The sequence below is a fragment of the Pedobacter sp. GW456-11-11-14-TSB4 genome, from assembly GCF_059424425.1.
The window spans coordinates 263,448-279,180 of record NZ_JBWKZK010000002.1; the positions used below are offsets into that span (position 1 = coordinate 263,448).

The 15,733-nt window shown below is 35.5% G+C and carries 13 protein-coding genes and 1 tRNA gene; 3 read left to right on the forward strand and 11 right to left on the reverse strand.

Annotated features, from left to right (window positions below):
• Positions 1–22 precede the first annotated feature (22 nt).
• From aroC to AC07XU_RS08590, 8 genes are all read right to left on the reverse strand, one after another.
• Entirely contained in the window at positions 23–1,108 is a 1,086-nt protein-coding gene (gene aroC / locus AC07XU_RS08555; RefSeq protein ID WP_494943223.1) for a chorismate synthase, read from the reverse strand.
• Between the two features lie 127 nt (positions 1,109–1,235).
• Positions 1,236–2,516, reverse strand: coding sequence for a 3-phosphoshikimate 1-carboxyvinyltransferase (gene aroA, locus AC07XU_RS08560; RefSeq protein WP_494943224.1), 1,281 nt, complete (start codon positions 2,514–2,516; stop codon positions 1,236–1,238).
• Positions 2,517–2,594: 78 nt separating this feature from the next.
• Positions 2,595–3,731, reverse strand: coding sequence for a chorismate mutase (locus tag AC07XU_RS08565; protein WP_494943225.1), 1,137 nt, complete (start codon positions 3,729–3,731; stop codon positions 2,595–2,597).
• Positions 3,732–3,837: 106 nt separating this feature from the next.
• Positions 3,838–4,674: a prephenate dehydratase gene (locus AC07XU_RS08570; RefSeq protein ID WP_494943226.1), complete on the reverse strand. Its 837-nt coding sequence runs from the start codon at positions 4,672–4,674 to the stop codon at positions 3,838–3,840.
• Positions 4,675–5,370: 696 nt separating this feature from the next.
• On the reverse strand, positions 5,371–5,802 hold the full coding sequence (locus tag AC07XU_RS08575) for an endonuclease domain-containing protein (protein WP_494943227.1): 432 nt from the start codon (positions 5,800–5,802) through the stop codon (positions 5,371–5,373).
• Positions 5,803–6,413: 611 nt separating this feature from the next.
• Positions 6,414–7,343 (reverse strand): sterol desaturase family protein, encoded by a 930-nt coding sequence (locus AC07XU_RS08580; protein WP_494943228.1) that lies wholly within the window; start codon positions 7,341–7,343, stop codon positions 6,414–6,416.
• A 1-nt stretch (position 7,344) separates the two neighbouring features.
• Positions 7,345–8,403 (reverse strand): 3-dehydroquinate synthase, encoded by a 1,059-nt coding sequence (gene aroB / locus AC07XU_RS08585; protein WP_494943229.1) that lies wholly within the window; start codon positions 8,401–8,403, stop codon positions 7,345–7,347.
• Positions 8,403–8,609 carry an RNA-binding S4 domain-containing protein gene (locus AC07XU_RS08590; RefSeq protein ID WP_494943230.1) on the reverse strand — a complete coding sequence of 69 codons (207 nt, stop codon included), beginning with the start codon at positions 8,607–8,609 and terminating at the stop codon, positions 8,403–8,405. The genes aroB and AC07XU_RS08590 overlap by 1 nt, the downstream gene beginning before the upstream one ends.
• A 97-nt stretch (positions 8,610–8,706) precedes the next feature.
• Here AC07XU_RS08590 and AC07XU_RS08595 point away from each other — a divergent pair, with 97 nt between their 5' ends.
• Positions 8,707–9,891, forward strand: coding sequence for a proline dehydrogenase family protein (locus AC07XU_RS08595; protein ID WP_494943231.1), 1,185 nt, complete (start codon positions 8,707–8,709; stop codon positions 9,889–9,891).
• An 851-nt stretch (positions 9,892–10,742) separates the two neighbouring features.
• Here the strand turns inward: AC07XU_RS08595 and katG are convergent.
• A complete protein-coding gene (gene katG, locus AC07XU_RS08600) occupies positions 10,743–13,016 on the reverse strand; it encodes a catalase/peroxidase HPI (protein ID WP_494943232.1) in 2,274 nt (757 codons plus the stop codon).
• 118 nt (positions 13,017–13,134) lie between these two features.
• Positions 13,135–13,452, reverse strand: coding sequence for an Mpo1-like protein (locus AC07XU_RS08605; RefSeq protein WP_494943233.1), 318 nt, complete (start codon positions 13,450–13,452; stop codon positions 13,135–13,137).
• 17 nt (positions 13,453–13,469) lie between these two features.
• On the opposite strand from AC07XU_RS08605, the gene AC07XU_RS08610 reads away from it, so the two are divergent.
• Positions 13,470–14,747: a carboxypeptidase-like regulatory domain-containing protein gene (locus AC07XU_RS08610; RefSeq protein WP_494943234.1), complete on the forward strand. Its 1,278-nt coding sequence runs from the start codon at positions 13,470–13,472 to the stop codon at positions 14,745–14,747.
• Here the strand turns inward: AC07XU_RS08610 and AC07XU_RS08615 are convergent.
• On the reverse strand, positions 14,742–15,377 hold the full coding sequence (locus AC07XU_RS08615; RefSeq protein ID WP_494943235.1) for an HAD family hydrolase: 636 nt from the start codon (positions 15,375–15,377) through the stop codon (positions 14,742–14,744). The two genes, AC07XU_RS08610 and AC07XU_RS08615, sit on opposite strands and share 6 nt — an antisense overlap.
• A gap of 66 nt (positions 15,378–15,443) precedes the next feature.
• Between AC07XU_RS08615 and AC07XU_RS08620 the strand changes: the two genes are divergently transcribed.
• A tRNA-Ile gene (locus AC07XU_RS08620) sits at positions 15,444–15,517 on the forward strand.
• The last annotated feature ends 216 nt before the right edge of the window (positions 15,518–15,733 follow it).

Consider the following 15,733-nt stretch of genomic DNA (forward strand, 5'->3'; position numbering starts at 1 on the left):
GCTCAATGTGTAAATGAACCACTTAAACTCTATTACTTCTTTGCCTTAATAAGTGATCTGCAACAACTAAAGCGGCCATGGCTTCAACAATAATTACAGCACGTGGCACAACACAAGGGTCATGTCTGCCTTTGCCTTTAATTTCAGCAGCATCGCCAGCAGCGTTAATGGTTTGCTGGTTATGCATGATGGTTGCTACAGGTTTAAAAGCGGTAACAAAAGTAATATCCATGCCATTACTGATCCCGCCTTGAATACCGCCAGAATAATTGGTTAAAGTTTTGGGTTTATCTCCAGCTAAAAACACATCGTTATGTTCTGAACCTCTCATTTCGCTTCCAGCAAAACCAGATCCATATTCAAATCCGTGAACAGCATTGATACTCAACATTGCTTTTCCTAGATCTGCATGTAGCTTATCAAAAACTGGCTCACCTAATCCAACAGGGCAGTTTTTTATGATACATCCAATTTTTCCACCAACTGTATCGCCATCTTTTCTAACTGAATCAATAAAATCGATCATTTGGTTTGCGGTAGCAGGATCTGCACAACGCACAATATTTTCTTCTCTAATGGCTAATGCTTCCGTTAAGTTATTTGTATCAAAATTTGGAGCATTTATTTGACCAACAGCGGTTACATGAGCAAAGATTTCGATACCTTTTTCTTTCAACAATAACTTTGCAATTGCTCCTGCGGCCACACGAGCTGCGGTTTCACGAGCAGATGATCTTCCTCCACCTCTGTGATCGCGGATACCATACTTTGCATCGTAAGTATAATCTGCATGAGAAGGGCGATAAACATCTACATTGTGCCCGTAGTCTTTAGAACGTTGATCTTCATTTGGGATCAATAAACTAATTGGTGTTCCGGTGCTTTTACCTTCAAATGTGCCCGAAAGAATTTGAACTATATCACTTTCTTTTCGTTGCGTGGTAATTTTAGATTGGCCAGGCTTCCGTTTATCTAATTCTGATTGGATAAAATCGATATCAATGTTTAATCCCGCCGGACAGCCATCAATTATAACTCCAATAGCCACACCATGTGATTCTCCAAATGTTGTGATTTTAAATAATTTACCGAATGTATTGCCTGCCATTTTAATTTTAGATTTTAGATTTTAGATTTTAGATTGGAACTTTCCCACACCTTTCTTCAAAATCTGAATTTGAAACTTTGTCTTGATACTTGATACTCGCTACTCGCTACTTGATACCTGATACTCGCTACTTGATACTAAAACCCGCCTTCTCCAAATCATCCCAAAAGTAAGGATAAGATTTTTCTACAACTTGTTTTTCTTCAATTTCTACTTCCTTAATTTTTAAAGCTAAGGGAGCAAAAGCCATTGCCATTCTATGGTCTTCATAGGTGCTAATTGTTACTTTATCCGGAAAATGTAAACCCGAGCAATCTAACTTATAGCTCAGATTTTTCTCGATAAATTTAACACCAATTTTGGCTAATTCGGTTTGGAGCGCTAAAACCCGATTAGTCTCTTTAATTTTTAAAGTTTCTAAGCCTGTAAATGTAGCATCATGACCTAAAGCAGCACAAATAACTACAATAGTTTGCGCCAAATCAGGGCATTCTTTTAAATCGAAAATCTTTCTTTCTATTTGTTTAGGCTCTTTTTTAAGGAAAACTCCACCATTTTTAAATTGTGAAGTGATACCAAAATTCGCCATAATTTCAGTGATTTTGCTGTCGCCCTGCAAGCTATATCCATTTAAACCTGGCAAGAAAATAGAAGCTTCATCTGACAATGCTGCTATTGAATACCAATAAGATGCGGCACTCCAATCTGGTTCTACGTAAAGTTTAGCCGTATTGAAAGTTTGAGGCTCAATGGTGATGGTATTTTCATGCCAATCATTTCTAATACCAACTTGCTCTAACATGGCCAACGTCATCTCTACATAAGGTTTAGAGGTTAAGTCGCCTTCAATTACTAAGCTTAAACCAAGTGGGAGAGAAGGTGCGATCATGAGCAAGGCAGAAATATACTGGCTGCTGATATCGCCTTTAATTTTAACTTCTTTAGTGGTTTGCTCAAAAGGACCAAGAATCCGCAAAGGAGGGAAGCCTTCATTTTCTGCGTAAGAAATCTTCCCTCCAATGCTTTTTAAAGCTTCGGCCAAAATCCCAATAGGCCTTTGTTTCATTCTTTCAGTACCGGTTAATAAAAAATTACCGTTCTGTATGGCTAAAAAAGCTGTTAAAAATCGCATTGCTGTTCCTGCCGGACCGATATCTACAAGTTTAGGGTTTAGGGTTGAGGGTTTAGCGTCCTTTTCCAACTCCAAATTCTTTTCTCTCAACTCATTTAAAACTTTGTTCAGCGTAACTGTATCAGCAGCAACAGATAGGTTTTCTACACTTACACTTCCATTGCTTAATGCACTGATAATTAAAGCTCTATTGCATTCGCTTTTTGAGCCAGTTAACTTTATTTCGGTATCAATCTGTTTGTTTCCTTTAAAAGAAAGCAATACGTTTTTAGACATTCTGATGTATTTTCTTAGTTAAAATTGTTTAGCGGTTGGCGTGTGGCGTAGCGAACGCAAAACACTTATCGCTGCTCGCTATTTTACTTCAGCATGCGCTTCAGCTGCTATTCCTTCTGCAACTTTACCGGCATTCATAATTTCTGTTTGGCGACGAATAGATTCTCCGTGTACCAATTCTAAAAATTTCTCTGTAAAGTTTACATCTAATTTTAAAGCTTTAGCAAATGAAGTACGTTTCTGCATAATTTCATCCCAACGGTTAACCTGCAAAATAGTTACTTTATTATCTCTTTTAAACTCACCAATTTTTTGAGTAATGCTCATTCGCTCTGCTAATTTTTGCAAAACTAAATCATCAATCTTATCAATTTCTTTTCTTAAATCAGCTAATTTATCAGCAAACTCTTCGTTTTTAGATTCTGGTTTACGCAATGAGAATTTGCTTACCATTTCTGCTAAAGCTGCTGGAGTAACTTGTTGCTTAGCATCCGTCCACGCCACTGATGGGTCTAAATGCGACTCGATCATTAATCCTTGCATATCTAAATCTAAGGCCTTTTGCGAAATGTAAGGTATCAATTCTCTATTACCACAAATATGACTTGGATCGTTAATAATTGGCAATTCTGGGCATAGCGTTTTCAATTGAATGGCCAGTTCCCACATTGGTTCATTACGGAAAGCACTTTTCTCGAATGAAGAAAAACCACGGTGAATAGCACCTAATTTAGTAATACCAGCTTTGTTGATACGCTCTAAAGCTCCAATCCATAATTGTAAATCAGGGTTAACTGGGTTTTTTACCAATACTGGGATGTCTACACCTTTTAAAGCATCTGCAATTTCTTGAACTGTGAATGGGTTTACTGTAGAACGAGCACCAATCCAAAGAATATCAACACCTGCAGCTAAAGCTTCTTCAACGTGTTTTGCATTGGCAACTTCTACTGCTGTAGGTAATCCGGTTTCTGCTTTAGCACGTTTTAACCACTCTAAACCAATGCTTCCTATACCTTCAAATTCTCCTGGGCGTGTACGTGGTTTCCAAATACCGGCTCTTAAAACGCTAACTTTTCCTGTAGCTTTTAATAAATGTGCGGTAGATAATAATTGATCTTCAGTTTCTGCACTGCATGGTCCAGAGATTAATAATGGTTCGTTCTTGATGTCAATCCAAGTGTTTAATGGTTGGATGTTTAGTTCTAATTTCATTTTTATTGGGATTTAAAGTTTTAGTATTGTGTAATGAGTTATGCGTATTTGGATTTATTATTGTTTTTATCTTTCGGACTTTCCGACTATCGACTTTCCGACTTTTTTACACCTTGTCGTTCTTTTCGTATTCGCCCATAATGTTAAAGTTTACGGTGTATTTTAGCGCTTTGCGAATGGCGGTATCATAATTTTCCATGTCTTTCCATTCCATATCTACATAAAAGTAATATTCGTTTCTTTTACCTAAAACAGGCATAGATTGTATTTTAGTTAAGTTTACATTAAGTTCGGCGAAGATATTTAACACTTTTGATAATGCACCAACATGGTTGCCCACTTGGAAACAAATAGATGCTTTGTTAATTTTCTTGCTGTCTTCGGTTTTATCTTTTTGTAAAATTAGAAAACGGGTATAGTTTTTCTTGTTAGATTCTATTCTGCGTTCGATGATGTTTAAACCATAAAGTTCTGCAGCCAAAGTATTTGCAATCGCAACAGTATCAGTTAATTGCTCATCTCTAATTTTTTTAGCGCAAGCAGCAGTATCGCTACTTTCAATTACTTGGATACTTGGATAGTCATCAAAAAAATCAACACATTGTCTAATGGCAATTGGGTGAGAGGTTGCAAATTTAATATCATCAAATTTAACGCCTGGTAAGGCCATTAAGTGCAACTGAATTGGCAAATAAACCTCGCCGAATACTGCAAAATTATAATCTCTAATTAGCGTATAGTTTGGTAATAAACTACCAGCAATAGAGTTTTCTATGGCCATAATCACAAAGTCAGCGCCATCATTTTCTAGCACCTCGCAAGTTTGCTTAAACGAAGTACATTCAATAGTTTCTATGTCTCTGCCAAAAAATTTGAATGCAGCTTCTTCATGGAAAGATGCTTTGATGCCTTGTATGGCTACTCTTGGTTTTTTTGTTTTCATTGTTGCGTAAGCGTTAAACAAAAAAAGTCCCAGCTTTTGGCCGGGACTTTTCGTTATACATTTTAATATTTTTATCTATCGTTTTGCATACTAGCCCCGGCTCTTACTAAAATAGTAAAAGTAACCAAAGTAATATGTGTTTGTTAATTGCATTTTTTCTTTCTTGGTGTCAAATGTACAATCAAAATTTAATTTTGTCAATAGGCAAGTGAAAATAATTTAAATAAAATTAAATTTTGTTACAAAAAGTCTGTTTTGTGAACTGGTTCATTTATTGCTCATACGATTAAAATTAATTGAAAAACAATGTTAGTCTTACATCGCAATTGCAGCCCCGCCATGGTTTCGGTATTTGTGCTTCGACATTACCACGTTAAGAATTATAAAAATTCGCAAAACAAATACCTACACGACTGTCGGGTTTATATTACAATGGTAGTGGTGCTTGGCTGGGTTTTTGCCCCTCATAATTGCAAATTCCTCCCCCTTACCCCCTCTAGAGGGGGACAGCAGAGTTGCACACCTTTAAAGTTGCATAGTTTGAGTTTCATTGTAATTTGAAATTTTGGTTAAACAATTCTTAAAACCTCCTATAAATCGTAGTAAACTCTTAAACAGGCGACAGCAGAGTTTCATACCTGCAAATAGTCAATCAGGTTATTTTATTTTGTGCTATAAATTTACAATATGAGGAGGCTATGCATCCTGTGTCCCCCGCTGGCGGGGGTTGGGGGTGGTTCTTGTTAAATAATCTTCAATGTAAAAACAGATTGTCTGATTTACATTTTTCATATCAGTTAGTACTTCGTCATCATTAAAACGGATTATGGTAAATCCAATTTCTTCTAATTTTTCAGTTCTTACTATATCGTTTTTTGAAACATCCTCCCATTGGTGAGTTATTCCATCTATTTCGATAATCAGCATCAGTTCCTTGCACATAAAATCTGCAATGTAATTTAATACAGGCCGCTGTCTTCTAAAAGAAAAACCCATCATTTGTTTTCCACTTAAAAGGTACTTCCAAATACAGGCTTCTGCCTTAGTCATATCCTTACGATTTGCATTAGCAAAATCTCGAAGGTTTTCATTGTAATGGTACAAATTATCTTTCTTAGCTTTTTCCATTGGCTATTAAAGCTAATAATTAATTATATATTTTACTTATAGTTCCTCCCCCTAGCCCCCTCAATGAGGGGGACAGCAGGCCGCATACCTTTGAAGTTGCAGAGTGAGCATGTTGATATAAATGAATTCTGTGAAATAGTATACTAATGAAACTTTGAGGGGCTATGCATCCAATGTCCCCCGCTGGCGGGGGTTGGGGGTGGTTTTTAGACTAGTTTTTATATTGACTTTTTTATATTCCTCCCCCTAGCCCCCTCAATGAGGGGGACAGCATAGTTGCATAGCTTTAAAGTTGCTTAATTTGAGTTTCGTTGTAGTCTGACTGGCGGGGGTTGGGGGGGTAAGGCTTAATCTTCCAATGAAATACTGACTTTGTTATTTAAGCCTGATTGAAGCGATATCCTTTTTTTCCACACTGAGTGCTTGCCTATAGTGGAGTGGGCACAAGTGTAAAACAAAAAAGATATAGCGAAAAGCAGGGCAGGTTTTGCCAAAAGTTCAGAACTTTAACTTTCAAAAAAAATCTTAAAATGCAGATTGCATCAATTGATGAAAATTTGACATCTTACGTCTTCAAGAATGCTATAAAAAGAAAGCGCTATCTTTTAAGTCTACTTCAAAAACTGATCAGATTTGATGATTTTGCGCTCTGCTTTCTCTTGCTCATGTAGTTCTTGCTGCATAATTTTTGCAACTTTCGTACTACCATCGTGGCTCCAACCTGGTGGATTTAAGATGTATTTAACCTTATCCTTAAAAGTTGGTGCTTTTTTCACATCGTTTTTTAAAGCTATAAACTCATGAAAAATGATGTTTACTGGTCCGGTATCTTTTGGCTGTGTAGTTAACCCGTATTTGATAGTGTCTTCTGGTAATTCTTCCTGAAATGTACCAAACCACCTATCCCACAAAATTAAAACCATGCCCATGTTTTTATCTAAGTAACGCACATTGCTAGCATGATGAACGCGATGGTGTGATGGGGTTACAAAAATATATTCGAACCAAGCTGGCATTTTAGCAATGGCTTGAGTATGTACCAAGTTGCCATAAATTTGAGTTACCAAATAAGCAAAAAGAATATCTAGTGCCGTAAAACCCATAAAAGCCAAAGGCAGATAAAAGAAAACACGATACAAAGGCTCGAATACCGTTGAGCGAAAACCTGTAGTTAAGTTAAAATGTTCTGACGAGTGGTGCGTTACATGCATAGCCCAAAAGAAGCGCACATAATGGCCAACGGTGTGTAAAAACCAATATAAAAAATCTTGCGCAAGGATTAAAACAATCCAATAAATCCAAAAGTTAGAAATTTGAAATAACCTGAATTGGTAGCAATACTCTAGTAAAAAGAAGGTAGCTGTTTTCATACCCAAATTAATGACTACAGCAACCGTCATTAAGTAAATATTGGTCCACGTATCTTTTTTTTCGTAGATTTTTTTATCGTGTACGTAACTAATGTACATTTCTACTAAAGTTAGTACGATCACAAAACCAAATAATCCTCCAACAGAAATATCGCTCCCGGTAAATGTCATTTTATAAACTATTGTAATAAATTAAGCTGTTTAAAATATCTTCTTTGGTAACTCTGCAATTAAAAACGCACTCGCCAATTTGATCTAATAAAGAGAACATAATTTGTCCATCTTCATTCTTTTTGTCGCTTTGCATTAGTGTTAACAGCGTCTCAAAACTTTTTTCTTTAATGTTATATTTTGGATAAATCGACAATATGTACTCGCTGATATCTGCCAATTCACCTTCGGTTAAATTACAATATTTAGCAGATAAATGTGCCTCACAAACCATACCTATAGCAATTGCTTCGCCATGGGTTAAAGGTTTTTTGCTATTGGTTAAGGCATAACTTTCTACAGCATGCCCAATAGTGTGCCCAAAGTTTAAAATTTTACGCAAACCTTTTTCTAAAGGATCTGCAGTAACAACTTCGTTTTTAATTTCTATAGAACGATAAATTTCTTCTGGAGCTAAAGCTTGATAATTGCTGGTTTTTAATCTTTCGTAATAGGCTTTATCTTTAATTAAACCATGTTTAATCATTTCTGCAAAGCCAGATAATAATTCTCTTTTAGAAACCGTATTTAAAAAAACAGTTTCGATAAACACAGCTTGTGGCAGCGAAAATGTGCCTACCATGTTTTTAACATTATCTATATCGATACCAGTTTTACCGCCCACAGAAGCATCTACCTGAGATAATAAAGTAGTTGGAATGTTGATGAAATCAATCCCTCTTTTGTAAGTAGAAGCTACAAAACCGCCCATATCGGTAATTACACCGCCACCTAAATTAATCATTAAGCATTTGCGGTCGGCGCCAAAGTCTAAAAGTGTTTTCCAAATACCTATGCAAAAATCTATGTTTTTGTTTTCTTCTCCTGGGTCGGTTTCAATAATATCAAAATCTCCCAAATCATCAAGCATCGACCTAAAAACGGGTAAACAATGCTCAGATGTGTTGGTGTCTGCAAAAACAAAAACCTTACTGTATTTTTTCTGATCTAAAATATCTTTTAAAGGAGCAAGGTTAGATTCGAAATGGATAAAATGATCGGCGTTTTTAATCGGTTCCATTAAATTACTTCAATTACTTTACTTAAAAACTCAATTTTATCGCCAACCCTAACTTTAAGGCGTTTCCTGTAATCAACCGTGCCATTGTATTTAATTAAGCCTTCTTCTACTACAGATTGAGCTTCACCACCGCTTTGCACCATGTCGGTAGCTTTTAACAGTGCAATTAGCGGAATAAATTCGCCTTCGAGTTTGAACTTTATCATTGTGGCTACAAATTTACAATTAATTTATAATCTGTTTTAGTATAACAATGGCAGTTATTTATATTTTTGCACTCTTCTGACTAACCAAAATACCGAAATGGAACAATCTCCTAAAAAAAACATCAATTTCGATAATACTGAAATCGCTTTTCGCAATAAATCTAACGCAGAACTCAACCAGGCTTATTGGTTATTTAAAATTATAAGTAGTAATTTCTTAACAAATGTTGGTCCGCCGATAACTAATTTTTTATTAAACGTTGGCTTTCCAATTAAGGGAGCAATTAAAGCTACCATATTTAAACAATTTTGCGGCGGCGAAACTATTGCAGATTGTGAACATACGATACAGCAATTGAATTTAGGTAAGGTGGGTACAATTTTAGATTATTCTGTGGAAGGAGAAGACGAAGAAGAGGTTTTTGATTTTACTTGCGAAGAAATTATTAGAACCATAAATAGGGCAGATGGCGACCCGAGAGTTCCTATTACCGTTTTTAAAATTACTGGTATTGGTAGGTTTGAGTTGTTAGAAAAGTTAGATGCCAAGCAGGAATTAACTGCAAATGAGGTAAAAGAATTTGATCGTGTTAAAGCCCGTTGCTTAAAAATTTGCCAAGCTGCCTTTGATAAAAAAGTGCCCGTAATGATTGATGCTGAGGACAGTTGGGTGCAAAATACCATTGATGAGCTCGCATTAGAAATGATGACCAAATTTAACAAACAGGGAATTATTGTTTACAATACTTATCAACTGTACCGCCATGATAAACTGGCTGATTTAAAAGCTGATTATTTAATTGCCAAAGAAACCGGGTTTATTTTAGGTGTAAAAATGGTTCGTGGTGCGTATATGGAAAAAGAACGTAAGCGTGCTGCAGAGTTGGGTTATCCATCGCCAATACAGCCAGATAAAGCGGCAACAGATAAAGATTACGATGAAAGTTTAAGGTTTTGTATACAACATATCGATCAGATTGCCATTGTTTGCGGTACGCATAACGAAGAAAGTTCTCGCTTGCTAACTTATCTCATAGACGAAAAAAATATTCCTCATAACCATCCACATGTATATTTTGCTCAATTATTGGGCATGAGCGATAATTTGAGCTTTAACCTTTCTGATGCTGGTTACAATGTAGCTAAATATGTTCCTTACGGGCCAATTAAAGCCGTTATGCCTTATTTATTCCGCAGAGCACAAGAAAATACTTCTGTAGCAGGGCAAACAGGTAGAGAGTTGGGGTTAATTAGCAGAGAAAAAGCTAGAAGGAGGTTGTAGAAAGGAGTAAAGGAGAAAGACCAAAGATGAAGCTTATTGATTTGAAAATTGAAGCCAGTGCTTATCGGTTAATGCAGTCCCGCTCTCGTTTCAATCTTTTTTGTTTTTTCGTCATTTCGACGGTAGGAGAAATCTGTAAGACAGTAGCATTGAACTAACAGATACCTCAATCGTTCCTCATTCGGTATGACGCAGGGCAAAAACAAAAAAGGATTTCCACTAAATCGGGTTTATGAACGAAAATGTTGTGCAAATAACTCAAGTTGCATGTCTTAAAACAAAACAATAATCTGATGTTTAGAAAACCTGGTCTTTGACTATCCTCTTATCTATTGGAGGGTTTACGAACTCAATTCGCCTCCTTTGGAGGGGTGCCCAAAGGGCGGGGTGGTAATTCCGAGATTAAATACGTTTGGAGAAATTTAGCATAGGCTACTTTACAATAAAATATCCAATTGCCAACCAAACTAAACCTTTTACCAAGAAAAACATAAAACCCCAAAAGCCAAGCTTTTTGATCCATAGTTTAAATTTTTCTTTTTTTTCTGGGTTCACTTTAATGTTTTTTCTAAATAATTTAACACCAAAAGTTAGGAATTATTATAAAGCTAAGCATCATCTAATAAATTTTTAGAGATTGCAACTAAATTAGCTGTATCTTTTAATTACGCATAACTCATTTATACCCTAATCTTTTACTTTAAAAACTTCACCAAGTCTTCCGATAATCTAATATAGGAGGAAGTTTTTAAAATTTTTAGTTTCACTTATTTTATATCAAATACTAATAACACAAAAGGGCTTCCAATCTCTTGGAAACCCTTTTTAAACTTCAGTATTTAAAGAAAAAATTAAGCTAAATCAAAGCGATCTAAATTCATCACTTTGTGCCAAGCGGCAGCGAAATCTTTAGCAAATTTCTCTTTAGCATCAGCACTTGCATAAACTTCTGAAATAGCTCTTAATTCTGCGTTCGATCCAAAAACTAAATCAGCACGACTAGCTGTCCATTTCACCTCACCCGTTTTACGATCTAAGCCATTGTACATTTCGTTATGATCATCTGCAGCTTTCCACTGTGTACTCATGTCTAATAAGTTCACAAAGAAATCGTTCGTTAGTTTTTCTGGCTGGTGAGTTAATACGCCAGTTTTAGAACCATCAAAGTTTGCATTTAAAGCACGCATACCTGCCACAAGAACTGCTAATTCTGGAGCTGTTAAGGTAAGTTGTTGTGCTTTATCAATTAATAATTCTTCGGTAACTACCTTTGATCTCGTTCTTCTATAATTTCTAAATCCATCAGCAGCTGGTTCTAAGTAACCAAATGACTCAACATCTGTTTGCTCTTGCGAAGCGTCCATGCGACCAGCTGTAAAAGGCACTTTAATATCCAAACCAGCTTCTTGTGCAGCTTTTTCAATCGCAGCAACACCAGCTAAAACAATTAAATCGGCTAATGAAACTTTTTTATCTCCACCTTGTGCATTATTAAATTGCTGTTGTACACTTTCTAAAGAAGTTAAAACTTTATCAACCGAGCCAGCTGTGTTTACTGCCCAATATTTTTGAGGTGCCAAACGAATACGAGCTCCATTTGCTCCACCACGTTTATCGCCACCACGGAAAGTAGAAGCCGAAGCCCATGCGGTAGAAACCAATTGTCCAACACTTAATCCTGTAGCTAAAATTTGAGATTTTAATGAAGAGATATCATTTTCATCCACTAAGGTGTGATTTACAGCAGGAATAACATCTTGCCATAACAAATCTTCTGTTGGCACATCTGCACCTAGGTAACGAGCTTTAGGCCCCATATCACGGTGTGTTAATTTAAACCAAGCACGAGCAAAAACATCTGCAAACTCATCAGGGTTTTCTAAAAATCTTCTTGATATTTTCTCATAAGCTGGATCTAACCTCAAAGATAAATCTGTGGTAAGCATAGTTGGCTTATGTTTTTTATTGGCATCAAAAGCATCTGGTATAATTTCTTGATCGGTTTTAGCCACCCATTGGTGCGCACCACCTGGGCTTTTTGTCAATTCCCACTCAAATGCAAAAAGATTTTCGAAGAAATTATTGCTCCATTGCGTTGGCGTAGTGGTCCATGTAACTTCTAAACCACTGGTAATGGTATCTGCACCTTTACCAGAACCATAAGAATTATTCCATCCAAAACCTTGGTGTTCTAAACTTTCTGCTTCAGGCTCTGCACCCACATGTTCTGATGCTGCAGCGCCATGTGTTTTACCAAATGTATGTCCACCAGCAATTAAAGCTACAGTTTCTTCATCATTCATTGCCATACGGGCAAAAGTATCTCTTATGTCTCTTGCAGCGGCGATAGGATCGGGGTTACCGTTTGGTCCTTCTGGGTTAACGTAAATTAAACCCATATGTGCTGCGGCTAAAGGTTTTTCTAAATCCCGAGAGTGCTGTTCGCCATTGGCATCATCATCAGAAACCAAAACACCTCTATCTGCTACACCTTCGGCGCCCACACTGTAACGCTCATCGTTACCTAACCAAGTTTTTTCAGCTCCCCAATATACATCCTCACTCGCTTCCCAAACATCTTCTCTTCCTCCAGCAAAACCAAAAGTTTTAAAACCCATTGATTCTAAAGCAACATTTCCAGCTAAAACCATCAAATCTGCCCAAGATATTTTCTTGCCATATTTTTGTTTGATTGGCCATAGTAAACGACGAGCCTTATCTAAGCTCACATTATCTGGCCAACTGTTTAAAGGAGCAAAACGTTGCTGCCCTTGTCCGGCGCCACCACGCCCATCGCCAACACGATAAGTACCTGCGCTATGCCATGCCATACGAATAAACAAACCACCGTAATGGCCAAAATCAGCAGGCCACCAATCTTGCGAATCGGTCATCAGCACTGTTAAATCTGCTTTTAAAGCTTCTAAATCTAAACTTTTAAAAGCTTCGGCATAATTAAAATCATAACCCATTGGGTTGGTAAGTGACGAGTGTTGGCGAAGAATATTTAGTTTTAATTGTTTAGGCCACCAATCGCGGTTTTTAGTACCACCAATTACAGTGCTGTTATTCATGCTGCCATTGTGAAATGGGCATTTGCTGATGTCGTTTCCTTTATCTTCCATAATAAATACATTTAATAAGGTAATGATTGCCAACATTATTGGCTTTCGATTTTTTTAAAATTAGCAAAGCTTAGGCGCAAAATCAAACACCTTTTTTCTATGAGGGTATAGTTAAAAGCTATTTAGTTTTAAATGGTTGATTGCCACTTAACAAATCCCAAAAAAGCATGAAATCGCTTGCAAGACTGTAAGCAGGATACTGAAATGTTGCTGGTTTATTTTTTTCGAAAAAGAAATGGCCAACCCAAGCAAAACCGTAACCGATAAACGGAATGGCTACAAAGAATTGCCAGTTGTGAAATAGAACTGCTGCTATTAAACATAAAATAACTAAACCTGTACCAATAAAATGAAGTATCCTGCTAGTTAGATTTTTATGTTCCGACAAATAAAATGGATAAAATTCTTTTAAAGATTTGTACTTTTTTTTGTTCATTGTTTTATATTTAAAATATGTATAAATATTTCATTTATCTTTTTTTACTTGTTTCTGTACAAGCTCAAGGACAATACTTCATCTCTGGAAAAGTAGTTGATGATAAAACTAAAAAAAATATAGCAGGTGTTAGTATATATATTAATAATACAACTGTTGGAACAGCTACTGATGACAATGGATCGTTTAAAATATATAGCCCAACTGGCGGAAAAATTGAATTGGTGTTTTCTCATGTAGGTTACAAAAAGAGGATAGTTGTTAAGGAGGTAGAAAGCAATATCGATATTAAAGTAGAATTAATTGTTGCTAATAACATTTTAAATGAAGTTGTGATAAAGGGCAATAAAGAAAGTAAAGCTGTTAGAAAGAAATGGATTGATGTTTTTACCAGAAACCTAATAGGAAATTATCCTGTTGTTAGTCTGAGATGCAAGATTCAGAATCCTGAGGTGTTATATTTTAATTATAATAAACAAGAGGGAAAGCTAGATGTTGTTGCGCTTAAACCTATTTTAATAGAAAATCCGGCTTTGGGCTATTTAGTAAAATTAGAATTAGATAATTTTATTTACAGTTTTAAAACAAATGATATCGATTTTAAATATTCTGTTTTTTTCGAAAAATTGGAATTACCAAAAGCAAAAAATGAGTTAGCAGAGAAAAACCGTAGATTTTTATATTTTGGGTCAAATATGCATTTTATGCGTTCGTTGTTTCAAGATAGCTTAGCACAAAATGGATTTTCAATATTTAAGTTTAGTTCTATATCAAACTTAGAAAAATTTAGGGTTTTAAGGAATGTACAAAGTAAGATAGAATATGCTTATGCTAACAAAACCTATCCAAGTATTAATATAACAGAATTAATAACTAACCCTGATACACTTGAATATTATAAAAAAATTTTAAATCAGGAGAATTATTTAAGTTTTGATACAGTTAGACTAGCTGCCTCAGATGTGTCTACAAGATCTTCGTATCCCAGATTTATTAACTTTCAAACTTCGGACACACTAATGACGGTGTACCAAAATTTGGATCCAAAGAAAAGTGGTAAGACAGTTGCCTTTAAAAAGTTTGAACCAAACGGAATAGATTTTAAAATATTAGAAAAAACAACCGTTAGCTATTTATACTGGAATTCATATATGGTTTTTTACGAAAAAAATGGGATTAACATTCAAGAAAATGGATATTATCCTGATATGGGGATATACATTTATGGCGATATGAATGAAAGAAGACTTGCTGGAATGTTACCCTTTGATTATTATCCTAAAAAAGTGTTATAGAATATGGTGAGAAACTAAAAATTCTTTTAATTTTTCTGGATGCATATCCATTAACAAAGTATGTAAGCCAGCTTTTTTAGCACCTTCAATGTGCTGCGGACTGTCGTCAATAAATAACGTTTCATCAGGATTTAAATCGTTTTCTTTAATTACCTGTTCAAAAATATTTACGTTAGGCTTGCGTAATTTCATTAATTGAGAAAAGTAAGCTTTTTCAAAAAATGCATCATAATTATCAATGCCATAATTTTCTTGAATATGTTTGATGATCCAATTGTAGTGAATTTCGTTGTTGTTGCTCAATAAAAAAGTGCGGTATTTCTCTTTCACTTCAAGCAATACATCATGGTTATTTGCCGATACGCCAATTAATAAACTGTTCCAAACTTCATCAATTTGTTCGTCTGTTAAAGCTAAATTATTGGCTTCTTTTCTAATTTCAGCTCTAAATTCATCTGCAGTAACACCAGCCATTTCAAAATTATCGAAAATAGGATTTTGATTTCTATGTCCGTAAAATTCTGTAGGATTAGAGATACCTAATTGTAAAAGAGCATCTTGAGTGCGTTTAAAATTGATTTCGAAGATCACATTGCCGTAATCGAAAATAATATTTTTAATTTTTTCCATAAAATGGTTTCCAAAATTCGATGCAAATATGTAACATTGCACTCGCAAAACCTAATACGTTTTCCGGCGCCTATAGCTCAGTTGGTTAGAGTAGAAGACTCATAATCTTTTGGTCCCTGGTTCGAGCCCAGGTGGGCGCACAATTAACCGCTTTAAACATATGTTTAAAGCGGTTTTTTATTTTTAGCACACGTTGTAACACACGTTTTTAAATTTATTATTTAACCTTTTTAGACAATAGATTTGTTATGCCCCGTGTTGCTAATGGGCAAAAACATTAAAATCTGTTTCAGGATTGAAAGGCTTTTCTCCTTTACATCTATTTGAAGGTTATAAAAGTTTTTTAAATATATGTT

What these genes read in the sequence shown, in the direction of transcription:
- aroC (WP_494943223.1), bottom strand. Translation starts at nt 1,108, where the DNA reads ATGGCAGGCAATACATTCGGTAAATTATTTAAAATCACAACATTTGGA.
- aroA (WP_494943224.1), bottom strand. Translation starts at nt 2,516, where the DNA reads ATGTCTAAAAACGTATTGCTTTCTTTTAAAGGAAACAAACAGATTGAT.
- AC07XU_RS08565 (WP_494943225.1), bottom strand. Translation starts at nt 3,731, where the DNA reads ATGAAATTAGAACTAAACATCCAACCATTAAACACTTGGATTGACATC.
- AC07XU_RS08570 (WP_494943226.1), bottom strand. Translation starts at nt 4,674, where the DNA reads ATGAAAACAAAAAAACCAAGAGTAGCCATACAAGGCATCAAAGCATCT.
- AC07XU_RS08575 (WP_494943227.1), bottom strand. Translation starts at nt 5,802, where the DNA reads ATGGAAAAAGCTAAGAAAGATAATTTGTACCATTACAATGAAAACCTT.
- AC07XU_RS08580 (WP_494943228.1), bottom strand. Translation starts at nt 7,343, where the DNA reads ATGACATTTACCGGGAGCGATATTTCTGTTGGAGGATTATTTGGTTTT.
- aroB (WP_494943229.1), bottom strand. Translation starts at nt 8,403, where the DNA reads ATGGAACCGATTAAAAACGCCGATCATTTTATCCATTTCGAATCTAAC.
- AC07XU_RS08590 (WP_494943230.1), bottom strand. Translation starts at nt 8,609, where the DNA reads ATGATAAAGTTCAAACTCGAAGGCGAATTTATTCCGCTAATTGCACTG.
- AC07XU_RS08595 (WP_494943231.1), top strand. Translation starts at nt 8,707, where the DNA reads ATGGAACAATCTCCTAAAAAAAACATCAATTTCGATAATACTGAAATC.
- katG (WP_494943232.1), bottom strand. Translation starts at nt 13,016, where the DNA reads ATGGAAGATAAAGGAAACGACATCAGCAAATGCCCATTTCACAATGGC.
- AC07XU_RS08605 (WP_494943233.1), bottom strand. Translation starts at nt 13,452, where the DNA reads ATGAACAAAAAAAAGTACAAATCTTTAAAAGAATTTTATCCATTTTAT.
- AC07XU_RS08610 (WP_494943234.1), top strand. Translation starts at nt 13,470, where the DNA reads ATGTATAAATATTTCATTTATCTTTTTTTACTTGTTTCTGTACAAGCT.
- AC07XU_RS08615 (WP_494943235.1), bottom strand. Translation starts at nt 15,377, where the DNA reads ATGGAAAAAATTAAAAATATTATTTTCGATTACGGCAATGTGATCTTC.